At 66.8% G+C, this 17,838-nt stretch carries 17 protein-coding genes and 1 tRNA gene; 13 read left to right on the top strand and 5 right to left on the bottom strand.

Annotated elements, in window-relative coordinates; genetic code table 11:
* Positions 1 to 563 precede the first annotated feature (563 nt).
* Together scpA and L2D00_02155 are read right to left on the bottom strand one after the other, a co-directional pair.
* Positions 564 to 2,693 (bottom strand): methylmalonyl-CoA mutase, encoded by a 2,130-nt coding sequence (scpA, locus tag L2D00_02150; protein WBQ13500.1) that lies wholly within the window; start codon positions 2,691 to 2,693, stop codon positions 564 to 566.
* A complete protein-coding gene (locus tag L2D00_02155) occupies positions 2,690 to 4,528 on the bottom strand; it encodes a methylmalonyl-CoA mutase family protein (protein ID WBQ13501.1) in 1,839 nt (612 codons plus the stop codon). The genes scpA and L2D00_02155 overlap by 4 nt, the downstream gene beginning before the upstream one ends.
* Positions 4,529 to 4,687: 159 nt before the next feature.
* On the opposite strand from L2D00_02155, the gene L2D00_02160 reads away from it, so the two are divergent.
* Together L2D00_02160 and L2D00_02165 are read left to right on the top strand one after the other, a co-directional pair.
* Positions 4,688 to 5,800 (top strand): DUF2793 domain-containing protein, encoded by a 1,113-nt coding sequence (locus L2D00_02160; GenBank protein WBQ13502.1) that lies wholly within the window; start codon positions 4,688 to 4,690, stop codon positions 5,798 to 5,800.
* A 103-nt stretch (positions 5,801 to 5,903) separates the two neighbouring features.
* Positions 5,904 to 7,781 (top strand): anion permease, encoded by a 1,878-nt coding sequence (locus L2D00_02165; GenBank protein WBQ13503.1) that lies wholly within the window; start codon positions 5,904 to 5,906, stop codon positions 7,779 to 7,781.
* Here L2D00_02165 and L2D00_02170 read toward each other — a convergent pair.
* Positions 7,778 to 8,128, bottom strand: a complete 351-nt coding sequence (locus L2D00_02170; protein WBQ13504.1) for a hypothetical protein — start codon at positions 8,126 to 8,128, stop codon at positions 7,778 to 7,780. The genes L2D00_02165 and L2D00_02170 overlap by 4 nt on opposite strands.
* A gap of 181 nt (positions 8,129 to 8,309) precedes the next feature.
* Here L2D00_02170 and L2D00_02175 point away from each other — a divergent pair, with 181 nt between their 5' ends.
* Positions 8,310 to 10,292, top strand: coding sequence for a polysaccharide biosynthesis protein (locus tag L2D00_02175; GenBank protein ID WBQ13505.1), 1,983 nt, complete (start codon positions 8,310 to 8,312; stop codon positions 10,290 to 10,292).
* A gap of 53 nt (positions 10,293 to 10,345) precedes the next feature.
* Here L2D00_02175 and L2D00_02180 read toward each other — a convergent pair.
* Positions 10,346 to 10,420, bottom strand: a tRNA-Thr gene (locus tag L2D00_02180).
* A 105-nt stretch (positions 10,421 to 10,525) separates the two neighbouring features.
* Here L2D00_02180 and L2D00_02185 point away from each other — a divergent pair.
* The 8 genes from L2D00_02185 (at position 10,526) to L2D00_02220 (ending at position 15,366) form a co-directional block, all read left to right on the top strand.
* Positions 10,526 to 10,693 (top strand): hypothetical protein, encoded by a 168-nt coding sequence (locus L2D00_02185; protein ID WBQ13506.1) that lies wholly within the window; start codon positions 10,526 to 10,528, stop codon positions 10,691 to 10,693.
* Between the two features lie 85 nt (positions 10,694 to 10,778).
* Positions 10,779 to 12,047: a UDP-N-acetylglucosamine 1-carboxyvinyltransferase gene (gene murA / locus L2D00_02190; GenBank protein WBQ13507.1), complete on the top strand. Its 1,269-nt coding sequence runs from the start codon at positions 10,779 to 10,781 to the stop codon at positions 12,045 to 12,047.
* Entirely contained in the window at positions 12,048 to 12,491 is a 444-nt protein-coding gene (locus L2D00_02195) for a DUF2948 family protein (GenBank protein ID WBQ13508.1), read from the top strand.
* Positions 12,488 to 12,961, top strand: coding sequence for a UPF0262 family protein (locus L2D00_02200; protein WBQ13509.1), 474 nt, complete (start codon positions 12,488 to 12,490; stop codon positions 12,959 to 12,961). The genes L2D00_02195 and L2D00_02200 overlap by 4 nt, the downstream gene beginning before the upstream one ends.
* Entirely contained in the window at positions 12,958 to 13,398 is a 441-nt protein-coding gene (locus tag L2D00_02205; protein WBQ13510.1) for a hypothetical protein, read from the top strand. The genes L2D00_02200 and L2D00_02205 overlap by 4 nt, the downstream gene beginning before the upstream one ends.
* Positions 13,399 to 13,497: 99 nt before the next feature.
* A complete protein-coding gene (gene infA, locus L2D00_02210) occupies positions 13,498 to 13,716 on the top strand; it encodes a translation initiation factor IF-1 (protein ID WBQ13511.1) in 219 nt (72 codons plus the stop codon).
* A 4-nt stretch (positions 13,717 to 13,720) separates the two neighbouring features.
* On the top strand, positions 13,721 to 14,299 hold the full coding sequence (locus L2D00_02215) for a Maf family nucleotide pyrophosphatase (protein ID WBQ13512.1): 579 nt from the start codon (positions 13,721 to 13,723) through the stop codon (positions 14,297 to 14,299).
* Positions 14,300 to 14,304: 5 nt separating this feature from the next.
* A complete protein-coding gene (locus L2D00_02220) occupies positions 14,305 to 15,366 on the top strand; it encodes a ribonuclease E/G (protein ID WBQ13513.1) in 1,062 nt (353 codons plus the stop codon).
* Between the two features lie 13 nt (positions 15,367 to 15,379).
* Here the strand turns inward: L2D00_02220 and L2D00_02225 are convergent, their stop codons facing one another.
* A complete protein-coding gene (locus L2D00_02225) occupies positions 15,380 to 16,051 on the bottom strand; it encodes a hypothetical protein (GenBank protein ID WBQ13514.1) in 672 nt (223 codons plus the stop codon).
* A gap of 38 nt (positions 16,052 to 16,089) precedes the next feature.
* On the opposite strand from L2D00_02225, the gene yacG reads away from it, so the two are divergent.
* Entirely contained in the window at positions 16,090 to 16,284 is a 195-nt protein-coding gene (yacG, locus tag L2D00_02230; protein WBQ13515.1) for a DNA gyrase inhibitor YacG, read from the top strand.
* Positions 16,285 to 16,351: 67 nt separating this feature from the next.
* Positions 16,352 to 17,824 (top strand): IMP dehydrogenase, encoded by a 1,473-nt coding sequence (guaB, locus tag L2D00_02235; GenBank protein ID WBQ13516.1) that lies wholly within the window; start codon positions 16,352 to 16,354, stop codon positions 17,822 to 17,824.
* The last annotated feature ends 14 nt before the right edge of the window (positions 17,825 to 17,838 follow it).

Here is a 17,838-nt window from a genome sequence, read left to right on the forward strand (position 1 = left end):
ACACACCGCATGCAATGTGTGGACCGGACGTTAAGATATTGTCGACTGTAACGCCAGCGGCCTGTCTGCGTCCTTCATCCTGCGTTCATAATGCGGGCGCGGGGCGGGTGGGACGGCGGCGGGCGATGCGCTGGCCCAGCACGAAAACCCCTTGCGCCATCAGGGGCGTAAGGGCTTCAGAGATACGAGGCGCGCGGGAGCAAGTCCGGGCCGTTATGGGGTTGTGGGCGTGTTGGAGCCCGGTAAAGGCTCCCGCGCAACGGGACGATTTACGGCGACTGAGCCTTCTTGGGGGGCAGACTTTGACCTGCGCGCTTGTCACGCAGGAGGACGCCCCCACTTTATCTGACCGCCGCCTGTTTGCTGAACCGGGGCGTTAATCCGGCCAACTCGGGACATCCCGCTCCCCGCCCGGCCAGGACGCTCCGGACCGACCTCGCGTGCGGGAAGGGGGTTAGAATAGGGGCGTGCAGCGGGGAGGGGGATAAGGGTGGGGATAGGGGGGCACATATCTTCAATGCGGCCGGCAAGGCTAGGTCACCCAAGCGCCCTGTCCCTGCGCATTACCCCTCCAGCATCGCAATCAGATCCAGCGCGCTTTCATAGATCACTGTGCCAGGGGGATACACCGCCGCCGCGCCCATGGATTTGAGTTCGGGCACGTCTTCGGGCGGGATGACGCCGCCCACCACGATCAGCATGTCGCCGCGGCCGTCAGCGTCGAGGGCAGCCTTGAGCGCCGGGACCAGGGTGAGGTGCCCGGCGGCCAGGGATGAGGCGGCGACCACGTGGACGTCATTCTCCACTGCCTGGCGTGCGGCTTCTTCGGGGGTCTGGAAGAGCGGGCCGATATCCACGTCCCAGCCGAGGTCGGCGAATGCGCTGGCGACGACTTTCTGACCGCGATCATGGCCGTCCTGGCCCATCTTGGCGATGAGAATGCGCGGACGGCGGCCTTCGGCCTCAGCGAACCGGTCGGCGGCGGCGCGCGCGCGGCGCACGCTCTCGTCATTGCCCGCAGCTTTCAAATACACCCCCTGGACCGAGCGGATTTCCGCCTTGTGGCGTCCGAACACGCTTTCCATGGCGTCGGACATCTCGCCCACCGTGGCGCGTGCGCGCGCGGCGTCAATACACGCGGCCAGAAGATTGCCGTGCGAGGCGGCGGCGCGGGTAAGCGTGTCCAGCGCGGCGCGTGTCTTGTCCGCATCGCGCTCGGAGCGCAGTTTTTCCAGCTTGTCCAGCTGCTCGGCGCGCACTTTACGATTGTCGACTTTCAGCACCGGCACGTCTTCAGGCTCGGTCAGGCGGAATTTGTTGATCCCGACAATGGTCTGAAGGCCGGAATCGATGCGCGCCTGGGTGCGCGCGGCGGCTTCCTCGATGCGCAGCTTGGGCACGCCTTCCTCGATGGCGCGGGTCATGCCGCCCAGAGAGTCGATTTCCGCAATGTGATCCAGCGCCCGGGCGGCCAGGTCATGGGTCAGGCGCTCGACGAAGTACGAGCCGCCCCACGGATCGATGGCGTCGGTGAGATGGGCTTCGCTGGCCAGCACCAGCTGGGTGTTGCGGGCGATGCGCGCGGAGAAATCGGTAGGCAGGGCCAGTGCCTCGTCCAGCGAATTGGTATGCAGCGACTGGGTATGGCCATCCACCGCCGCCATGGCTTCGATCGTGGTGCGCGCGACATTGTTGAACACGTCCTGCGCGGTCAGCGACCAGCCCGAGGTCTGGGAGTGGGTGCGCAGCGATAGGGATTTGTCGCTTTTGGGCGCAAAGCGCTCGCGCACCAGCCGGGCCCATAGCAGGCGAGCCGCGCGCAGCTTGGCCACCTCCATGAAATAATTCATGGAAATGCCCCAGAAGAAGGACAGGCGCGGCGCGAACGCGTCCACATCCAGCCCCGCCTTCACGCCTGCGGCGATGTAATCGAGCCCGTCGGCCAGGGTATAGGCGAGCTCGAGGTCCGCCGGGGCGCCGGCCTCCTGCATGTGATAGCCGGAGATGGAGATGGAGTTGTAGCGCGGCATCTCCCTGGCGGTGAAGGCGAAGATGTCGGAGATGATCCGCATGGAGGGCGCGGGCGGGTAGATATAGGTGTTGCGCACCATGAATTCTTTGAGGATGTCGTTCTGGATCGTGCCCGACAGCCTGGCCGCGGGCACGCCCTGCTCCTCGGCCGCCACGATATAGAGCGCCAGCACGGGCAGCACCGCGCCGTTCATGGTCATGGACACGCTCATCTGGTCCAGCGGGATGCCGTCGAACAGCTGGCGCATGTCCAGAATGCTGTCGATGGCCACGCCGGCCATGCCCACATCGCCGATGACGCGCGGATTATCGCTGTCATAGCCGCGATGGGTGGCCAGATCGAAAGCGACCGAGAGGCCTTTTTGACCCGCCGCCAGATTGCGCCGGTAGAAGGCGTTGGAATCGGCCGCCGTGGAGAAGCCGGCATATTGGCGGATGGTCCAGGGGCGCTGGACGAACATGGTGGGGTAGGGGCCGCGATGGAACGGCACTGCGCCCGGCTTGTGATCGAGGAAATCGAGCCCCTGCACGCTCGCGCTGTCATAGACCGGCGCGATGGGCAGGCGTTCGGCGGTCTCGAACGGCGGGGCATCCACCTTCGGGGCGCGCGCGGTTTCGGGCTGGCCGAGATCGATCTTTGTGAAGTCGGGATGGCGGCTCATGATCCGATCCCCAGCACGGCATGGGCGCGCGCGCCATCGTCCAGGGCGTCGCTGCGCAGATGGATGAAATGGTCGATGCCCGCGATCTCCGCCGGCTTGCCCGCCAGCCAGACGGCGCGCGCGCCGGCGGCTTTCAGGGCTTGGGCGAGGGCGGCAGCGTCCGCCTCATAGGCGGCGTCGGTGCCGCAGATCACGGCCAGCGCCGAGCCCGAGGCTTTGAGCGCGGCGGCGCAGGCCTCAATCGTGTCGAAGACCTCAGCCGGCTGCGCGGCAATGCCGGCGACGGCCAGACGGTTGGTGGCAAAACCCGCCCGGGCGCTGAAATCGGCGCGGGGGCCCAGCGTGGCCAGGAAGGCGGCGGGCCTTTGGCTTTGCGCGTCAGCGGTGTCGCGCAAGCCTTCAAACGGCGCGGCGAAGCGCATTGGCACCAGACCTGGCCAGGGCAGGGGCAGATCGCTGCCGGCACCGCCCTGGGAGGCGGGGGCGTGGGCCACGCCGGTCTCCACAGTGCGGGCGTCCAGCTCGGGATAGGCCGTGACGCCGATCAGGCTGTCTGCGCCCGAGGCGTAGCGCTGGGTGCGCTTGGCGCTCATGGCGGCGACGTCGCTGGCGAAGGCACCCGAGGCCAGCGTGCCTTGCGCGCCGCCATTGGCTTCCATCGCCTGAAGCCGCGTCCAGGCGGCTGCGGCCAGGCGTGCGGCCAGCGTCTCGTGCAGATAGCCGCCACCCGCCGGATCGGCTGTGCGGCCTACATGGCTCTCTTCCATCAGCAGGACTTGCAGATTGCGCGACAGGCGCCGGGCGAACCGGGTCGAGCCGCCCATGGCGTGGGTGAAGGGGCGCACCTCCACGCTGTCGGCACCGCCCACAGACGCCGCGAACCCGGCGCAGGCATTGCGGATCAGGTTGGTATAGGGATCGCTGGCCGACATCATGCGCGCGCCGGTCAGGGCGTGGAGCTTGAGGGCGCGCGTGTCCGCGCTGACGCCGAAGGCTTCCAGAAGGCGCGACCAGAGCCGGCGCGCCGCGCGCAGCTTTGCGATGGTCAGATGCACGTCGGCATCGGCGGCCAAGGTGACGGTGACGGCGCCGGCCGCTGTGTCGGGGCCAAGCCCCTGATCGATCAGCGCGCGCATCCAGGCCGCACCCGCGGCGCACATGAAGGCCAGCTCCTGGGCTTCCGATCCGCCCGCTTCATAGACTGCGTGGGCACGCACGGTGACGGGCGTCAGGCCGGGATAGCGCGCCAGCGCGTCTATCGCAGCGCCGGTTCCGGCGCCGTCGGGGATCGTCAGGCCCAGCCCGCCGCGCACAGCGCTGCGGTCATAGCCCTGCGCGTCCAGCCAGGCGAGGAACAGGCTTCCGGTCTGCGGGCTCTCGTACACAGGGTCGAGGTGAACCGGGGCCAGATCGGCCAGCACGCCGTCCAGTGCGCGCGCCAGATCGCCGGCGGTGGTCACCGCAATGCCGCGCTGACCGGACGGATCCAGGGCCAGCGTGATCTCGCTGGCGCCGCCATTGAGATCCTCGAGAATCGCCGCGTTGGCCTCAGCCGGATCGCTGAGGTCTGCGCGCTGACGGATGCCCCAGGGCAGGAAGGCATCGCGCACCGGGCTTGCGCCGCGGATGAAGGGTGCCGCGCCCGGCGCGCCGGGATCGCAGGCCGCCTCAAGGTCGCTGCGCGTGAACAGCGGACCGCGCGCCACGCCGTCCAGCGTCTTGCGCACCAGGCTCTCGAACGGCGCGCCCTTGAGCGCGTCCTCGGCCAGAGCGTGCCAGTCGGCGTCGGAGGGCGCGGCGAATCCCTCGGCCAGGGGGCGGATTGATTGGGTCATGGCCACGGGGATTACACCGCGTGCGCCGCGCCGCCAAGCCGGATGCCGCGCTTTGCGGGGCTGGCAGCGGCACGCGGACAGGCCCGCAATCTGTCCGCCCCCTTCTGCACGCGTCCTAGCCTCGGGGCGATCGTTACCCCCAGCCTGAGCGGAGATATGATGAGCGATGCGACCCCCAGGCTGGGCCTGCCCTGGCTGATGCCGGCCCAGGCCCAGAAGCATGTCACGGTGAACGAGGCGCTCGGCCGGCTCGATGCGCTGGTGCAGGCCCATGCGCTGAGCGCCAGCCTCGTGGTGCAGCCGGCGGGCCCGGCGCCGGGCGACAGTTACGTCCTGCCTGAAGGCTGCGAGGGCGCAGACTGGGACGTATTCGATCCCGGATCGCTGGTCTGGTTCCAGGACGGCGCCTGGCAGGGCACCGCGCCGCGCGCCGGGCTGGTGGTGTTCGTCGCCGATATCGCCGCCTTGATGATTTTTGACGGCTCGGCCTGGCGCGAACTGGATGCGCTGATCCGCGCGCTGGCCAATCTGGAGGGTCTCGGCGTGGGCACCGTGCCGGACGCGGTCAACCGCTTCGCTGCCAAGCTCAACACCGCGCTATGGACGGCTTTGACCACGGGTGAGGGCGGAACGGGCGACCTGCGTTACACGCTCAACAAGGAAGGGGCGGGCCATGTCCTGTCCCTGCTGTTCCAGTCGGGATGGAGCGGACGGGCGGAGCTGGGCCTGATCGGCGATGACGATCTGGCGCTGCGGGTCTCGTCCGATGGCGCGGACTGGATCGAGGCGTTGAAGGTCAACCGGCAGACCGGCGCGCTGAGCGCCCAGGGCCAGGGCGTGATCCATCGCGGCAATCTGGTGGGGACCGCAGCCTTTGACGGCAGTGCGCCCGCCGGTGCGGTGATCGAACACGGCTCGAACGCGAACGGGCAGTACACCCGGTTCGCGGACGGCACCCAGATATGCGCCACCGGCGTGATTGATTTCGGGGTTCTGACCGGGGCGGGCACCGGAAGCTACGCCGATCCGTGGCGGACCGATCCGGCCGTGACGGTGATCTGGCCGGCGGCCTTCATTGCGCCGCCTGCGCCTTGCTGGTCGGTGTGGCCGGACCAGGGCGGTGCCGATCCGGCGGCCCGCGCGATTGCCCTGACCCCGGCGGGTGCCCCGACCGCCACCCAATGGGACACGCTGCGCTGCATGCGGTTCAGCGCCAGCAGCCACGCATCGCGCGCGCTGGGCCGCATTACCGCGTTCGGGCGCTGGGCCTGACGGGATGAAGCGCACCGGTCAGCGTTGATCGCCGCACAGCGCGTTTGGCGCTGGGCCAAGGTGTGCGAAGGTGCGCGCATCTCCAGCCAGACCGGTGTGCGCCATGACGCTTGATCAGGGATTGATCCTCCTCATCCTCGCGGCCGCCATGGCCCTGTTCCTGTGGGGACGGTTCCGCCATGACATCGTGGCGCTGAGCGCATTGCTCGCCTGTGTCGTGGCCGGACTGATCGACCCGGCGACCGCGTTCGCCGGATTCGGCCACCCGGCGGTGATCACCGTGGCCTGTGTGCTGGTTCTGAGCCGCGGGCTGCAGAATTCCGGTGCCATCGACGTGATCGCGCGTCATGCCCTGCCCAACGGTGCCGGACCCCTGGTGTCGATGAGCGCACTCGTCGCGCTGGGGGCGGTGCTGTCGGGGTTCATGAACAATGTCGGCGCCATGGCGCTGCTGATGCCGGTGGCTGTCCGCATGGCGGGCCGGTTCGATCTGTCGCCCGGCCAGGTGCTCATGCCGCTCGCCTTCGGCACCATACTGGGCGGGATGACGACGCTGATCGGCACGCCGCCCAACCTGATCGTCTCGGGCTTTCGCGCGGATCTGACGGGCGAGGGTTTCGCCATGTTCGACTTCACGGCCGTTGGCGTGGCCGTGGCCGTGGTCGGCGTGATCTTCGTGGTCGCCGCCAGCCGCTGGCTGGTGCCAGCCAACCGGGGCAGTGGCGACGACGAGTTCTCGACCGGTGCCTACATGACCGAGGCGCGCGTGGGTGAGAAAAGCCGGGCGGCGGGCCAGACCTTGCGGCAGGTGGAGGATCTGTTTGGCGATGCCGACGCGCAGGTGCTTGCCATCGTGCGCAATGATGTGCGCATCACCGCGCCTCACCGGCGGCGCAAAGTGCTGGCGGGCGACATTCTGGTGCTCGAAGCCGATGTGGCGGATCTGCCGGACGTGCTGACGGCTCTGGGCGTCAAGCTGGAAGAGCGCGGCTCGTCCAAGGCACCGGTCGCAGCGGCTGACAAGCGCGAGGCCGCGGCCAAGGTGAAGGCGTCACGCGACAAAGAGAAAGCCGCATCCGCGGAGGGCGAGGGGAAGGCCACCCGCGCAGGCGATGACGGGTCGGACGAGATTGTCCTGCGTGAATATGTGGTGCTGCCCGAAGCCACCTTGTCGGGGCGATCGGCCAGCGATGTGCGCCTGCGCACACGGTCCGGGATCAATCTGCTGGCGGTGTCGCGTGACGGCCAGCGTTCGCGCGCGCGCCTGCGCACTCTGAAAATCCGTGCCGGCGACCTTTTGCTGCTGGAAGGGGCACCCGAAGCGCTGGGCGATTTCGCCTCTGACATGGGGCTGGCACCGCTGGCCGAGCGCGAATTGCGCGTGCCTGATCCGCGCAAGGCCATCATCGCCAGCGTGATCATGGCCGGCGCAGTGGGCGGGGCCGCGTTCGGCCTGCTGCCGGCCGCGGCGTCCTTCGCCATGGGCGTCGTGGCGTCCATGATCACGGCGACCGTGCCCCCGCGCACGGTCTATCAGGCGATTGACTGGCCGGTGGTGGTTCTGCTGGCCGCGCTGATCCCGGTGGCGGGCGTGATGAATTCAACCGGGCTGGCCGATGTGATCGCCCAGGGGCTGATCGGATCGGTCGCCATGGGCAACGCCGTGCTGGCGCTGGCCGCCATCCTGATTGTGACGATGTTTCTGTCAGACCTGATGAACAACGCCGCAACGGCCGCTGTGATGTGCCCGGTGGCCATCGGTGCGGCGGCTGCGCTGGGCGTCAATCCGGACGCCTTCCTGATGGCGGTGGCGATCGGGGCGTCCTGCGCCTTCCTCACCCCGATCGGGCATCAGAACAACACGCTGATTCTGGGCCCGGGCGGTTTCCGCTTCGGCGACTATTGGCGCCTGGGTCTGCCGCTGGAGGCGCTGGTGGTGACGGTCAGCCTGCCCTTGCTGCTGGTGGTCTGGCCGCTCTAGGGCAGCGTGCTTGCCCTGGGGCCGGAGCGGCTGAAGGCTCCGGCAACGGCGCGCGCCAGAGACAGGACCGCCAGAACCAGCACGGTGGCCGCCAGCATCAGCAGCATGAACACCATGGCGGCCCCGGACAGGTGCAGGGTCAGCAAGGCAGCGTCGGAGCTGGCCAGCGGGGAATTGAGAATCAGGCGGGTGAGCCAGTTGGAGGTCTGCAGGAGACCGGAGAGAATCGCCGGGTTCTCCCGCTCGATGACCACAAACAGACCCAGTGTGGTGAGCGGTATCGCGATCAGGGCGATGAGGGTGCGCAGCACCCATCCCGCCAGTGCTGCGCCTGCCGTGTGTGCCATGCCACCCTCCCCGAAACGCCTTTGCATGCGAACGGTCACGCTTGGCCGCCCGGCAAGCGATAGTGTGGCTCAAATGCGGCAATTTCCCGGCGCGGGTTAAGGCATCCGACTGCGGCTTTGCCCTTTCGATAATTGCGCGCTAAGAAAGCCTTACAGGGAGTTACGGGTAATTCGGGACGCCATGACACGTCTTCGCAAGACATTATCGTCAGGGGTCCTGGCGCGCGCCGCGTTCACCCGTCTCCTGGGAATGAAGGCCTCCCACAAGCGTCTGCTGAAGATGCTGTTCGACACCGTCAGCCTGGCTGTTGCGTTCCAGCTGGCGCTCGCTCTGTCGACCGAGAGCCTGGCCTATGTGACGCACTGGCATGTCTGGGGCGTGATGGCCGGCGTCGTCGCGGTGGGGCTTCTGGTGTTCATGAAGGGCCGCCTTTACGCCTCCATGGGGGCGGAACGCGACGTCGACATTCTGCGGGTCTCCGGGATGGGCGCGCTGGTGTCCGCGGTGCTGCTTCTGGTGTCGAGTGCGCTGGTGTCGGTGAACGTTCCGCTGGGCGCAGCGGTCATCTACCTGGCGCTGGCGCTCTGCCTGACCGGCGGCATGCGCGTGGCTGTGCGGGCGCTGTTCTGCGACCATCAGGTGCGCGCCAAGGAGCGGGTGCTGATCTATGGTGCCGGGGATGCAGGGCGCCAGCTGCTGGCGGCCCTGCGCGAGCGCGGCGAGCACGCGCCGGTGGGTTTCCTTGACGATGACGCCCTCCTGCATGGCGCGCGCATTGGCGGCCTGGAAGTGTTCAATCCGGCCGAGATTGGCCATGCAGCGGGCGTGACGCAGGCCGATGCGGTCTTCCTGGCGCTGCCCAGCGCGACCCGGGCGCGGCGCAAGCGGATTCTGGACGTGCTGGAGCCCTACGATCTGCGCGTCCAGACCGTGCCTGACATCAATGATATTCTCTCCGGACAGGTGCCGATCTCCCATATCCGGGCTGTGAAGGCCGAGGACCTTCTGGGCCGCGATCCGATCGCGCCGGATCCCCAGCTGATGTCGGCCACGATCCGCGGACGCAGCGTGATGGTGACCGGGGCGGGCGGCTCCATCGGCTCGGAATTGTGCCGCCAGATCCTCAAACAGGCCCCGGCGCGCCTGGTCATGCTCGATCAGTCGGAGTTTGCGCTCTACGAGATCGAGCGGGGCCTGCGCGATCACCGGGGCGAGTGCGAGCTTGTCGCCAAGCTCGGCTCGGTCAGCGATGCCTCGCGGGTGGCCTCCCTGCTCGCGCGGTTTGAGGTGAACACCGTGTTCCACTGCGCGGCCTACAAGCACGTGCCACTGGTGCAGAACAATGTCATCGCCGCCGTGCGCAACAATACGCTGGGTACGCTGGCACTGGCCCATGAAGCGATTGCTGCGGGGGTGGACTCCTTCATTCTGGTATCGACCGACAAGGCGGTGCGCCCCTCCAGCGTGATGGGGGCGACCAAGCGCCTGGCCGAGCTGACCTGCCATGCCCTGGCGGCCACCCAGAGCACGACGCGGTTCACCGTCGTGCGCTTTGGCAATGTGCTCGATTCGTCCGGCTCCGTGCTGCCGCTCTTCCGCCAGCAGGTGGAGGAGGGCGGTCCGGTCACGGTGACCCACCCCGACGTGACGCGCTATTTCATGACACTGGGCGAGGCCGCCCAGCTGGTGATCCAGGCCAGCGCCCTGTCGGATGGCGCGGGCGTCTACGTACTGGACATGGGCGATCCCATCAAAGTGGTCGATCTGGCCTGCCGGATGGTACGCCTGGCCGGCATGCGCCCCTACCTGTCTGACTCCATGACGCGCGGGGATATCGAGATCCAGTTCAGCGGCCTGCGCGAAGGCGAAAAACTCCACGAGGAGCTGCTGATCGGCACAACGGCCAATCCCACGCGTCACCCGCGCATCATGAGCGAATCAGCGGTCGCGCCCGACTGGGTGGCGATGCAGGCCCTGCTGGCGCGCATCGAGGCCGGCTGCGCGGCCGGCGATGCATCCGGCGTGGTGCAGCTGCTGGCCGATGATGTCATCGGATACAATCCCGATGCCCTGTCGGGTCCCGCCGTGGTCAAGATGGACCCGCGCGCTGCCGTCCGCGCCCGCACCGGCACCACCCGCACCGGCGCACGGCCTGCGGAGTAGGGCGCGGGGCGGGCAGGTCATTGCCCTGATGTTGTTGAAAACAAAGCGTTGGCTGGTGCTGCCGGAGAGATTCGAACTCTCGACCTCTCCCTTACCAAGGGAGTGCTCTACCCCTGAGCTACGGCAGCGCGCCAGACGTCCGCCGAACAGCGGAGGAGCGCGCTATAGCGCATAGTTTTCCCCCCGCCAAGGCCGGGCTTGACCCCAGACGCAGGCGGCGCCATTCCAAAAACATGACCCGGTCCACCTCCGATCCCAAGCGGGGCGCGTCTGCGCCTGACACGGCAGCGCGCGAGGCCCGTCTGGCCGAGGCGCTGCGCGCCAATCTGAAGCGCCGCAAGGCACCGCGCGGCGCGCAGGATGCGCCGGGCGCGGACAGCAGCGCGGCCGGCACCGACTGAACCGGGCCGCGCGCCCGCCACTTGTATGCACCCATCCGGCCACTCACATGGCCCTCAACATTTCACACAAGGCGGACACACAGGCATGGACCGGATCCTCATTCGCGGCGGACGCCCTCTCAACGGGGCCATCACCATCTCCGGCGCGAAGAACTCGGCCCTCAAGCTGATGGCCGCCTCGCTCCTGTCGGATGCGCCGCTGACCCTGTCGCGCGTGCCGGCGCTGGCCGATGTGCGTTTTTTGGGTCAGCTGCTGGCCCGGCTCGGCGTGACGGTCGAGAATGAAGGCGGCGGGCACCTGCGCCTGCATGCCGGAACCATCGCCGCGCCTGAAGCGCCTTACGAGCTGGTGCGCAAGATGCGCGCAAGCTTCAATGTGCTGGGGCCGCTGATCGCACGCGAAGGCCGGGCGCGGGTGTCCTTGCCAGGCGGGTGCGCCATCGGCGCGCGGCCGGTCAATCTGCACCTGATGGCGCTGGAAGCGCTGGGTGCCGAGATCGAACTGTCCGAGGGCTATGTGATTGCCCGCGCGCCGCGCGGCCTGACGGGCAATCGCATTGTGTTTCCCATGGTGTCGGTGGGTGCCACCGAGCACGCCATGCTGGCTGCCGTGCTGGCCAAGGGACAAAGCGTGCTGGAGCACTGCGCGCGCGAACCGGAGATCGCCGATCTGGCCCATTGCCTGAACGCCATGGGGGCGCGTGTCTCCGGTGCCGGAACCGACACCATCACCATCGAGGGCGTTGACCGGCTGCATGAGGCGCAATGGACCGTCACGCCCGACCGGGTCGAGACCGGCACCTATGCCATCGCCGCAGCGGCGGCTGGTGGCAAGGTGCGGCTGGAGGGCGTCGAGCCCGATCACAACAATGCCCTGTGGGATGTGCTGCGCCGCGCGGGCGCCGGGGTCACCAGCGGTGCAGATTATGTGGACATCACGCGCAGCGGTCCGATTCGCGCAGTGGATATCCAGACCGAGCCCTATCCCGGATTCCCCACCGATTTGCAGGCGCAGTTCATGGCGCTGATGACGCTCGCCGACGGGGCCAGCGTCATCCGCGAGACGATTTTCGAGAACCGCTTCATGCACGCCCCCGAGTTGGCACGCCTGGGCGCGCGCATTGATGTGCGCGGCAACGAGGCCATCGTGCGCGGCCCGGTCCGCCTGAAGGGCGCGCCGGTGATGGCGACCGATCTGCGCGCATCGGTCAGCCTTGTCATCGCCGGTCTCGCGGCGGAAGGTGAAACGAGTGTCAGCCGCATCTATCATCTCGACCGCGGGTTCGAGCGGCTTGAGGAAAAACTGTCAGCCTGCGGTGCCGATATCGAGCGCCGCCCCGAGGAGTCCGTCTGAATGACCGCCGACCGTCCCCTGCGCCTGATCGCCGAGAGCGAAGACGATCTCCCGGTCCTGTCGGCGGCGCTGCAGGACGCGGCCGGACAGCTGGGCGATTTCGTCTTCGAGCCCAGGGCGCGCCGCTTCACGATTGCCCTCAACCGCTTCCGCTGGGAGGCCGAGACGGGCCGCCGTGGCGAGCGTGTTCGCGCCGCCCTTCAGATCAGCTCGGTCCTGGAGGCCGGCTCCCAGCGCCTCAGGCAGGGCGCCTCCGACGCGGTGGTCAGCCTGCTGGCGATGACATTCGAGCCGGGCGAGGCGCCGGGCGGCGTGCTGCTGCTGACCTTTTCCGGGGGCGGGGCCCTGCGCCTGAGCGTGGAGTGCATTGACGTGACCCTGGCAGACATATCGGCACCCTGGGCGGCGGCGCGCCGCCCCGATCACCGTGAGGCCCGGACATGAGCGAGCACAGGCTGATTGCGGTGGAGCTGGACCAGGCCTCCATCGGGAAGGCCGAGGAGGCGGTCGAGCACGAGCGCCGCGTGGCAATCGCCGACCTTCTGGAGGCCAATGTGTTTGAGCCGGCCGGATCTGAACACGGCCCCTATGCGCTGCGCCTGGCCATCGAGGATCAGCGCCTGGTGTTTGATGTGAAGTCGCAAGATGGCGCGCCGGTGCGCGTCTTCGTGTTCTCGCTGGGGCCGTTGCGCCGCATCCTGAAAGACTATTTTCTGATGTGCGACAGCTATTACGCCGCCGTGCGCGATGCGCCGCTGGGCCAGATCGAGGCCATCGATATGGGCCGGCGCGGGGTGCACAATGAGGGCTCCACCCTGTTGCGCGAGCGGCTGGCCGGCAAGATCGACGTGGATTTCGACACGGCCCGGCGTCTGTTCACGCTGATCTGTGCGCTGCACCGGAGAAGCGCGTGACGGCGTCCGGGCATGCCCCGGCCGTGGTTTTCGTATGCGCACGCAATGCCGTGCGCTCGCCCATGGCCGAGACATTCTGGCGCCGGCGATTCGGGGCCGACGCGCCGGCGGGCTCGTGCGGTGTGGAACCGGCGCCGTGGCCGGACGGTTTCATGATCCATGTCATGGGCGAGCTGGAGCTGGACCTGACCGGGTTTGAATGCCGCGATATGGAGGCGACGGCCGACACGCCGGTGGAGCTGGTGGTGTGCCTGGCCCACGAGGCCGATCACGCCGCATCGGCCTTTGCTGAACGGCGTGGTGCAGCCTATGAGTTCTGGCCCATCGCCGATCCCGCGCGCGTGGAAGGCCAGCGTGAGCGCCGTCTGGACGCCTATCGCGCCGCGCGCGACGCGATAGCGGCACGGGTGGCGCAATGGGGTGCCAGGAATAGCTGAAGCGCTCAAGGCTCGACGTGGCCTGTCATAGGGGACTATATAGCGCGCCGGCGCGTGACGGGATTGTTCAGGTCCGGCGCAACGATCAAGAGGAGCCGCATGGCGAAGGAAGAATTGCTCGAGTTTCCCGGCGAGGTCGTCGAACTCCTGCCGAACGCGACCTTCAAGGTCCGTCTCGAAAACGAACACGAGATCATCGCCCATACCGCAGGCAAGATGCGCAAGAACCGCATCCGCGTGCTGGCGGGCGACAAGGTGCTCGTCGAGATGACGCCCTATGACCTGACCAAAGGGCGCATCACCTATCGCTTCAAGTAGTCCGGTGACCGCCGCGCGCGCGCCTCTGGTGCTGGCGAGCGCCTCGCCGCGGCGCAGGGACTTGCTGGCGCAGATCGGCGCCACGCCTGACCGGATCGCCCCTGCCGATATCGATGAAAGCGCGCGTCCCGGCGAATTGCCGCGGGCGCTTGCCCTGCGTCTGGCTGAAGGCAAGCTGGCCGCCAGCGATCATCCCGGCTGCTATGTGCTGGCCAGCGATACGGTGGTGGCGGTCGGCCGGCGCATCCTGCCCAAGGCCCAAAGCCGCGAGGAGGCCGAAACCTGCCTGCGGCTTCTGTCGGGGCGTAATCACCGGGTCTTCACAGGCGTGGCCGTGCGCGCGCCCGACGGCAAAACCGCCAGCCGTGTGTCGGAAACGCGCCTGAAAATGAAGCCGCTGAGCGAGCCTGAGATCGCCGCCTATCTCGACAGCGGTGAATGGGACGGTAAGGCGGGCGGCTATGGTATTCAGGGCCGGGCAGGGGCCTTTGTCATCGCGCTCACCGGCTCCTATACCGGCGTCATGGGTCTGCCGGTCTATGAGACCCGCCAATTGCTCACCGGACTGGGGTATGCGTTTTGAGGATCGTGGCGTTTGATCATGTGGGTGAGACCCGCGCAGCCGTGCTCGATGGCGAGCGGACTGTGGAGCTGCATCTCGAACGCTGGAGCGAGCGCGGCAAGCGCGCCATCCGTGGCGAGGTCTATCGCGCGCGCGTGACCAAGGTCGATAACGGCCTGAATGGTGCGTTCTGCGAACTGGGCCGCGGCCCGGCGGGCTTCCTGCCCTTCGGCAAAGCCGGGCGCCCTGACCGGCTGCACGAGGGCGCGGCGCTGGGCGTGCAGATCCAGCGCGAGGCGTTTCAGGAAAAGGGCCCGACGCTCTCTCTGTTCGAGGTGGAGCCCGGCGAGGCGCCGCAAGTGGTCGTGCCGTCGCCGCCGCTGGCCGAGCGCCTGTCCATGATGTTCGACGCGCCGGTGCGCACGCCGAAGGAAGCCGAGATCGACCTCGACGCGCTGTTCGAGGATGCGCTGGACCCGGTGGTCCCGTTGCCCGGCGGCGGGAAGCTGGTGATCGAGCCGGTGACCGCGCTGACGGCCATCGATGTGGACGCCGGCGCGCGCAGTACGCCGGGCGGGGCGGGCAAGCTGGCCATCGAGCTTAACAAGAGTGCCGCGCGCGAAGCGGCGCGTCAGATCCGCCTGCGCGGCATTGGCGGGGTGGTGGCGATTGACTTCCTGCCGCTGAAAAAGCGCGCCGACCAGGCGGCGCTGGATCAGGCTATTCGCGGCGCTTTCAGGAATGATCCGGCAAAAGTGGACATCGCCCCGGCCTCGCGCTTTGCCATTGTCGAGCTGGCCCGCCAGCGCATCGGGCGCGGCCTGCACGAGATATGCTGGGAGCGGTTTGGCGTGGAGACGGTGGAGACCGCGGCCCTGGCCGCCCTGCGCGCGCTGGAGCGTGAAGGTGCGGCCAATCGCGCCGCGCGTCAGATCATCTTGCGCGCGGGGAGTGAGGTTCACGCCTGGCTCGACGCGGACCCTATTGGCTGGCGCAAGGCGATGAAGGCGCGCCTGGGCGAGCGCTTCACGCTGGAGCTGGACACAGTGACGGGACCGCGCGCGTTTGCGGCGCATTTCACCCCATAGCATCACTGGAGACCTAAGGAGATATTTGGGACACGGAAAGCGACTTTCCTGCTAAGCTGTCGTCAGAGTGAAATTTTTTGTCCCACTCAATTTGGATTAAAATTTCAGTAGAGTCTACTTCAACAGTTTGTCCGACGATCTTGAAGCGAATGCTTAAGTGATCTTTCTGATATTCGGACTTTATAACTTCGCTAAACGCAGTTGGAACTTTTGAATTTCCAAATGAGACTTCTTCCATGCTATTTATATGGAAAAAATCTGCGATTCTGTCATGGCCGAGAATATTGTGTTTTATGCCCAACTCTTCTGAGTCTTTGTACTGCCAGCTAAGTTTTACAAGCCCTGACCAAGCACGGATCCACTGTCTCTGAGGCCCTTTTATCTCAATTTCAGTAATAGCGATTTGCGGCTCTTCAAGGCGGTATAGGTTTCGTGTTTTATTAGAAATTTGAATTAGAAAGAACCTCCCCCAGCCGATACTATTTAGCGATCCGTCTGAATTATTGTAATAAAGAGGTGTTTTTTGAGGAAGCGATTCCACCAATTTTATTTCAATTTTTGGAGGAAAAATGCGCCTTTTGATCCAGTCTCCAAAAATGGCTGCAACTGCAACAAGCGTTGATGCCGCAGCGCTAGATGCGATTATCCAATCTGTGACCGAGATATCTGGCATCGTGAGTTCCAAACGGTAGTTGCATCCTGATTAGTGGAGATAGAGCACCGATGAATAAGCGCCACAAGACCGGCTGCCCGATCTGCGGGCGGCCGGTGGTGAAGGACTACCGCCCCTTCTGCTCGCGCCGTTGCGCGGACGCGGATCTCGGCCGCTGGTTTTCAGGTGCCTATGCCGTCCCCGGCGAGCCGGTGGACCCGGCCGATCTGCCGCCTTCGGACGATGGCGGGACTGAGCGCGATTGACCGCCTCCCCTTGCCCTTTTGGCAAGACCTGCTAAGTCGGCCCCGCAAGAGAGAAGGAGGCCTCCCCATGCAGATTCGCGAGGGGCTCACCTTTGACGACGTGCTCTTGCAGCCCGGCGCGTCCGAGGTCATGCCCGCCCAGGCCGATGTGCGCACCCGCGCCACTGCGTCCATCCCGCTGAACATTCCGATCCTGTCGGCCGCCATGGATACGGTGACCGAAGCCGGTCTGGCCATCGCCATGGCGCAGGCGGGCGGCATGGGCGTGATCCACCGCAATCTGACCAATGAGGAGCAGGCCGAAGAGGTCCGCCGGGTCAAGCGGTTTGAAAGCGGCATGGTGGTCAACCCGATCACCATCACGCCGGACGCCAAACTGGCGGACTTGCGCGCCCTGATGGACCGTCATCGCATTTCCGGCATCCCGGTGGTTGAAGCGGGCGGCGGACCCAATGGCAGGCTGGTGGGCATCATCACCAATCGCGATGTGCGTTTTGCCGACGACATGAATGCCAGCGTCGCCTCGCTGATGACGCGCGAAAACCTTGTTACCGTGAAGCCGGGCGTAGACCAGGCCGAGGCGCGCCGCCTTTTGCACAAGCACCGCATCGAGCGGCTTCTGGTGATCGACGAGGCGGGTCATTGCGTCGGGCTGATGACCGTCAAGGATATGGAAAAGGCGCAGGCTCACCCCAGCGCCGCCAAGGACGAGCAGGGCCGCCTGCGTGTCGCCGCCGCGACGACGGTCGGCGATGCAGGCTTTGAGCGGGCGCAGGCTTTGATCGATGCCGGCGTGGACGTGCTGGTGATCGATACCGCCCACGGCATGTCGGCCAGCGTCATCGAGCAGGTGCGCCGCATCAAGGCCGCCTCCAACAAGGCCCAGGTCATGGCAGGCAATATCGCCACCTATGACGGCGCGCGCGCTCTGTTCGACGCCGGGGCGGACAGCGTGAAAGTGGGCATCGGGCCGGGCTCGATCTGCACCACGCGCATCGTGGCGGGCGTGGGCGTGCCCCAGCTGACCGCCATTATGGACGCCGCGCGGGCGCGTGAAGGCTTTGACGGCGCGATCATCGCCGATGGCGGCATCAAGTATTCCGGCGATCTGGCCAAGGCTATCGCCGCGGGCGCGGACTGCGTGATGATGGGTTCCATGCTGGCCGGCACCGAAGAAGCGCCCGGCGAGGTGTTCCTGTTCAAGGGCCGCTCCTACAAATCCTATCGCGGCATGGGCAGTGTCGGCGCCATGGCACGCGGCTCGGCCGACCGGTACTTCCAGAAGGAAGTCACCGACGCCATGAAGCTGGTGCCCGAAGGCATTGAAGGCCAGGTTCCCTATAAGGGGCCTGTCGGCCCGATCCTGCACCAGATGGTCGGCGGTTTGCGCGCGGCGATGGGCTATACCGGCGCCAAGACCGTGGAAGAGTTCCAGGCCAAGGCGCAATTCGTGCGCATCACCAATGCAGGTCTGCGCGAAAGCCATGTCCACGACGTGACCATCACCCGCGAAGCCCCGAATTATCCCACGCCGAGCTGACGGCGCGGCGTCTG

It is taken from the genome of Hyphomonadaceae bacterium BL14, assembly GCA_027627705.1.
Lineage (GTDB): Bacteria > Pseudomonadota > Alphaproteobacteria > Caulobacterales > Maricaulaceae > Oceanicaulis.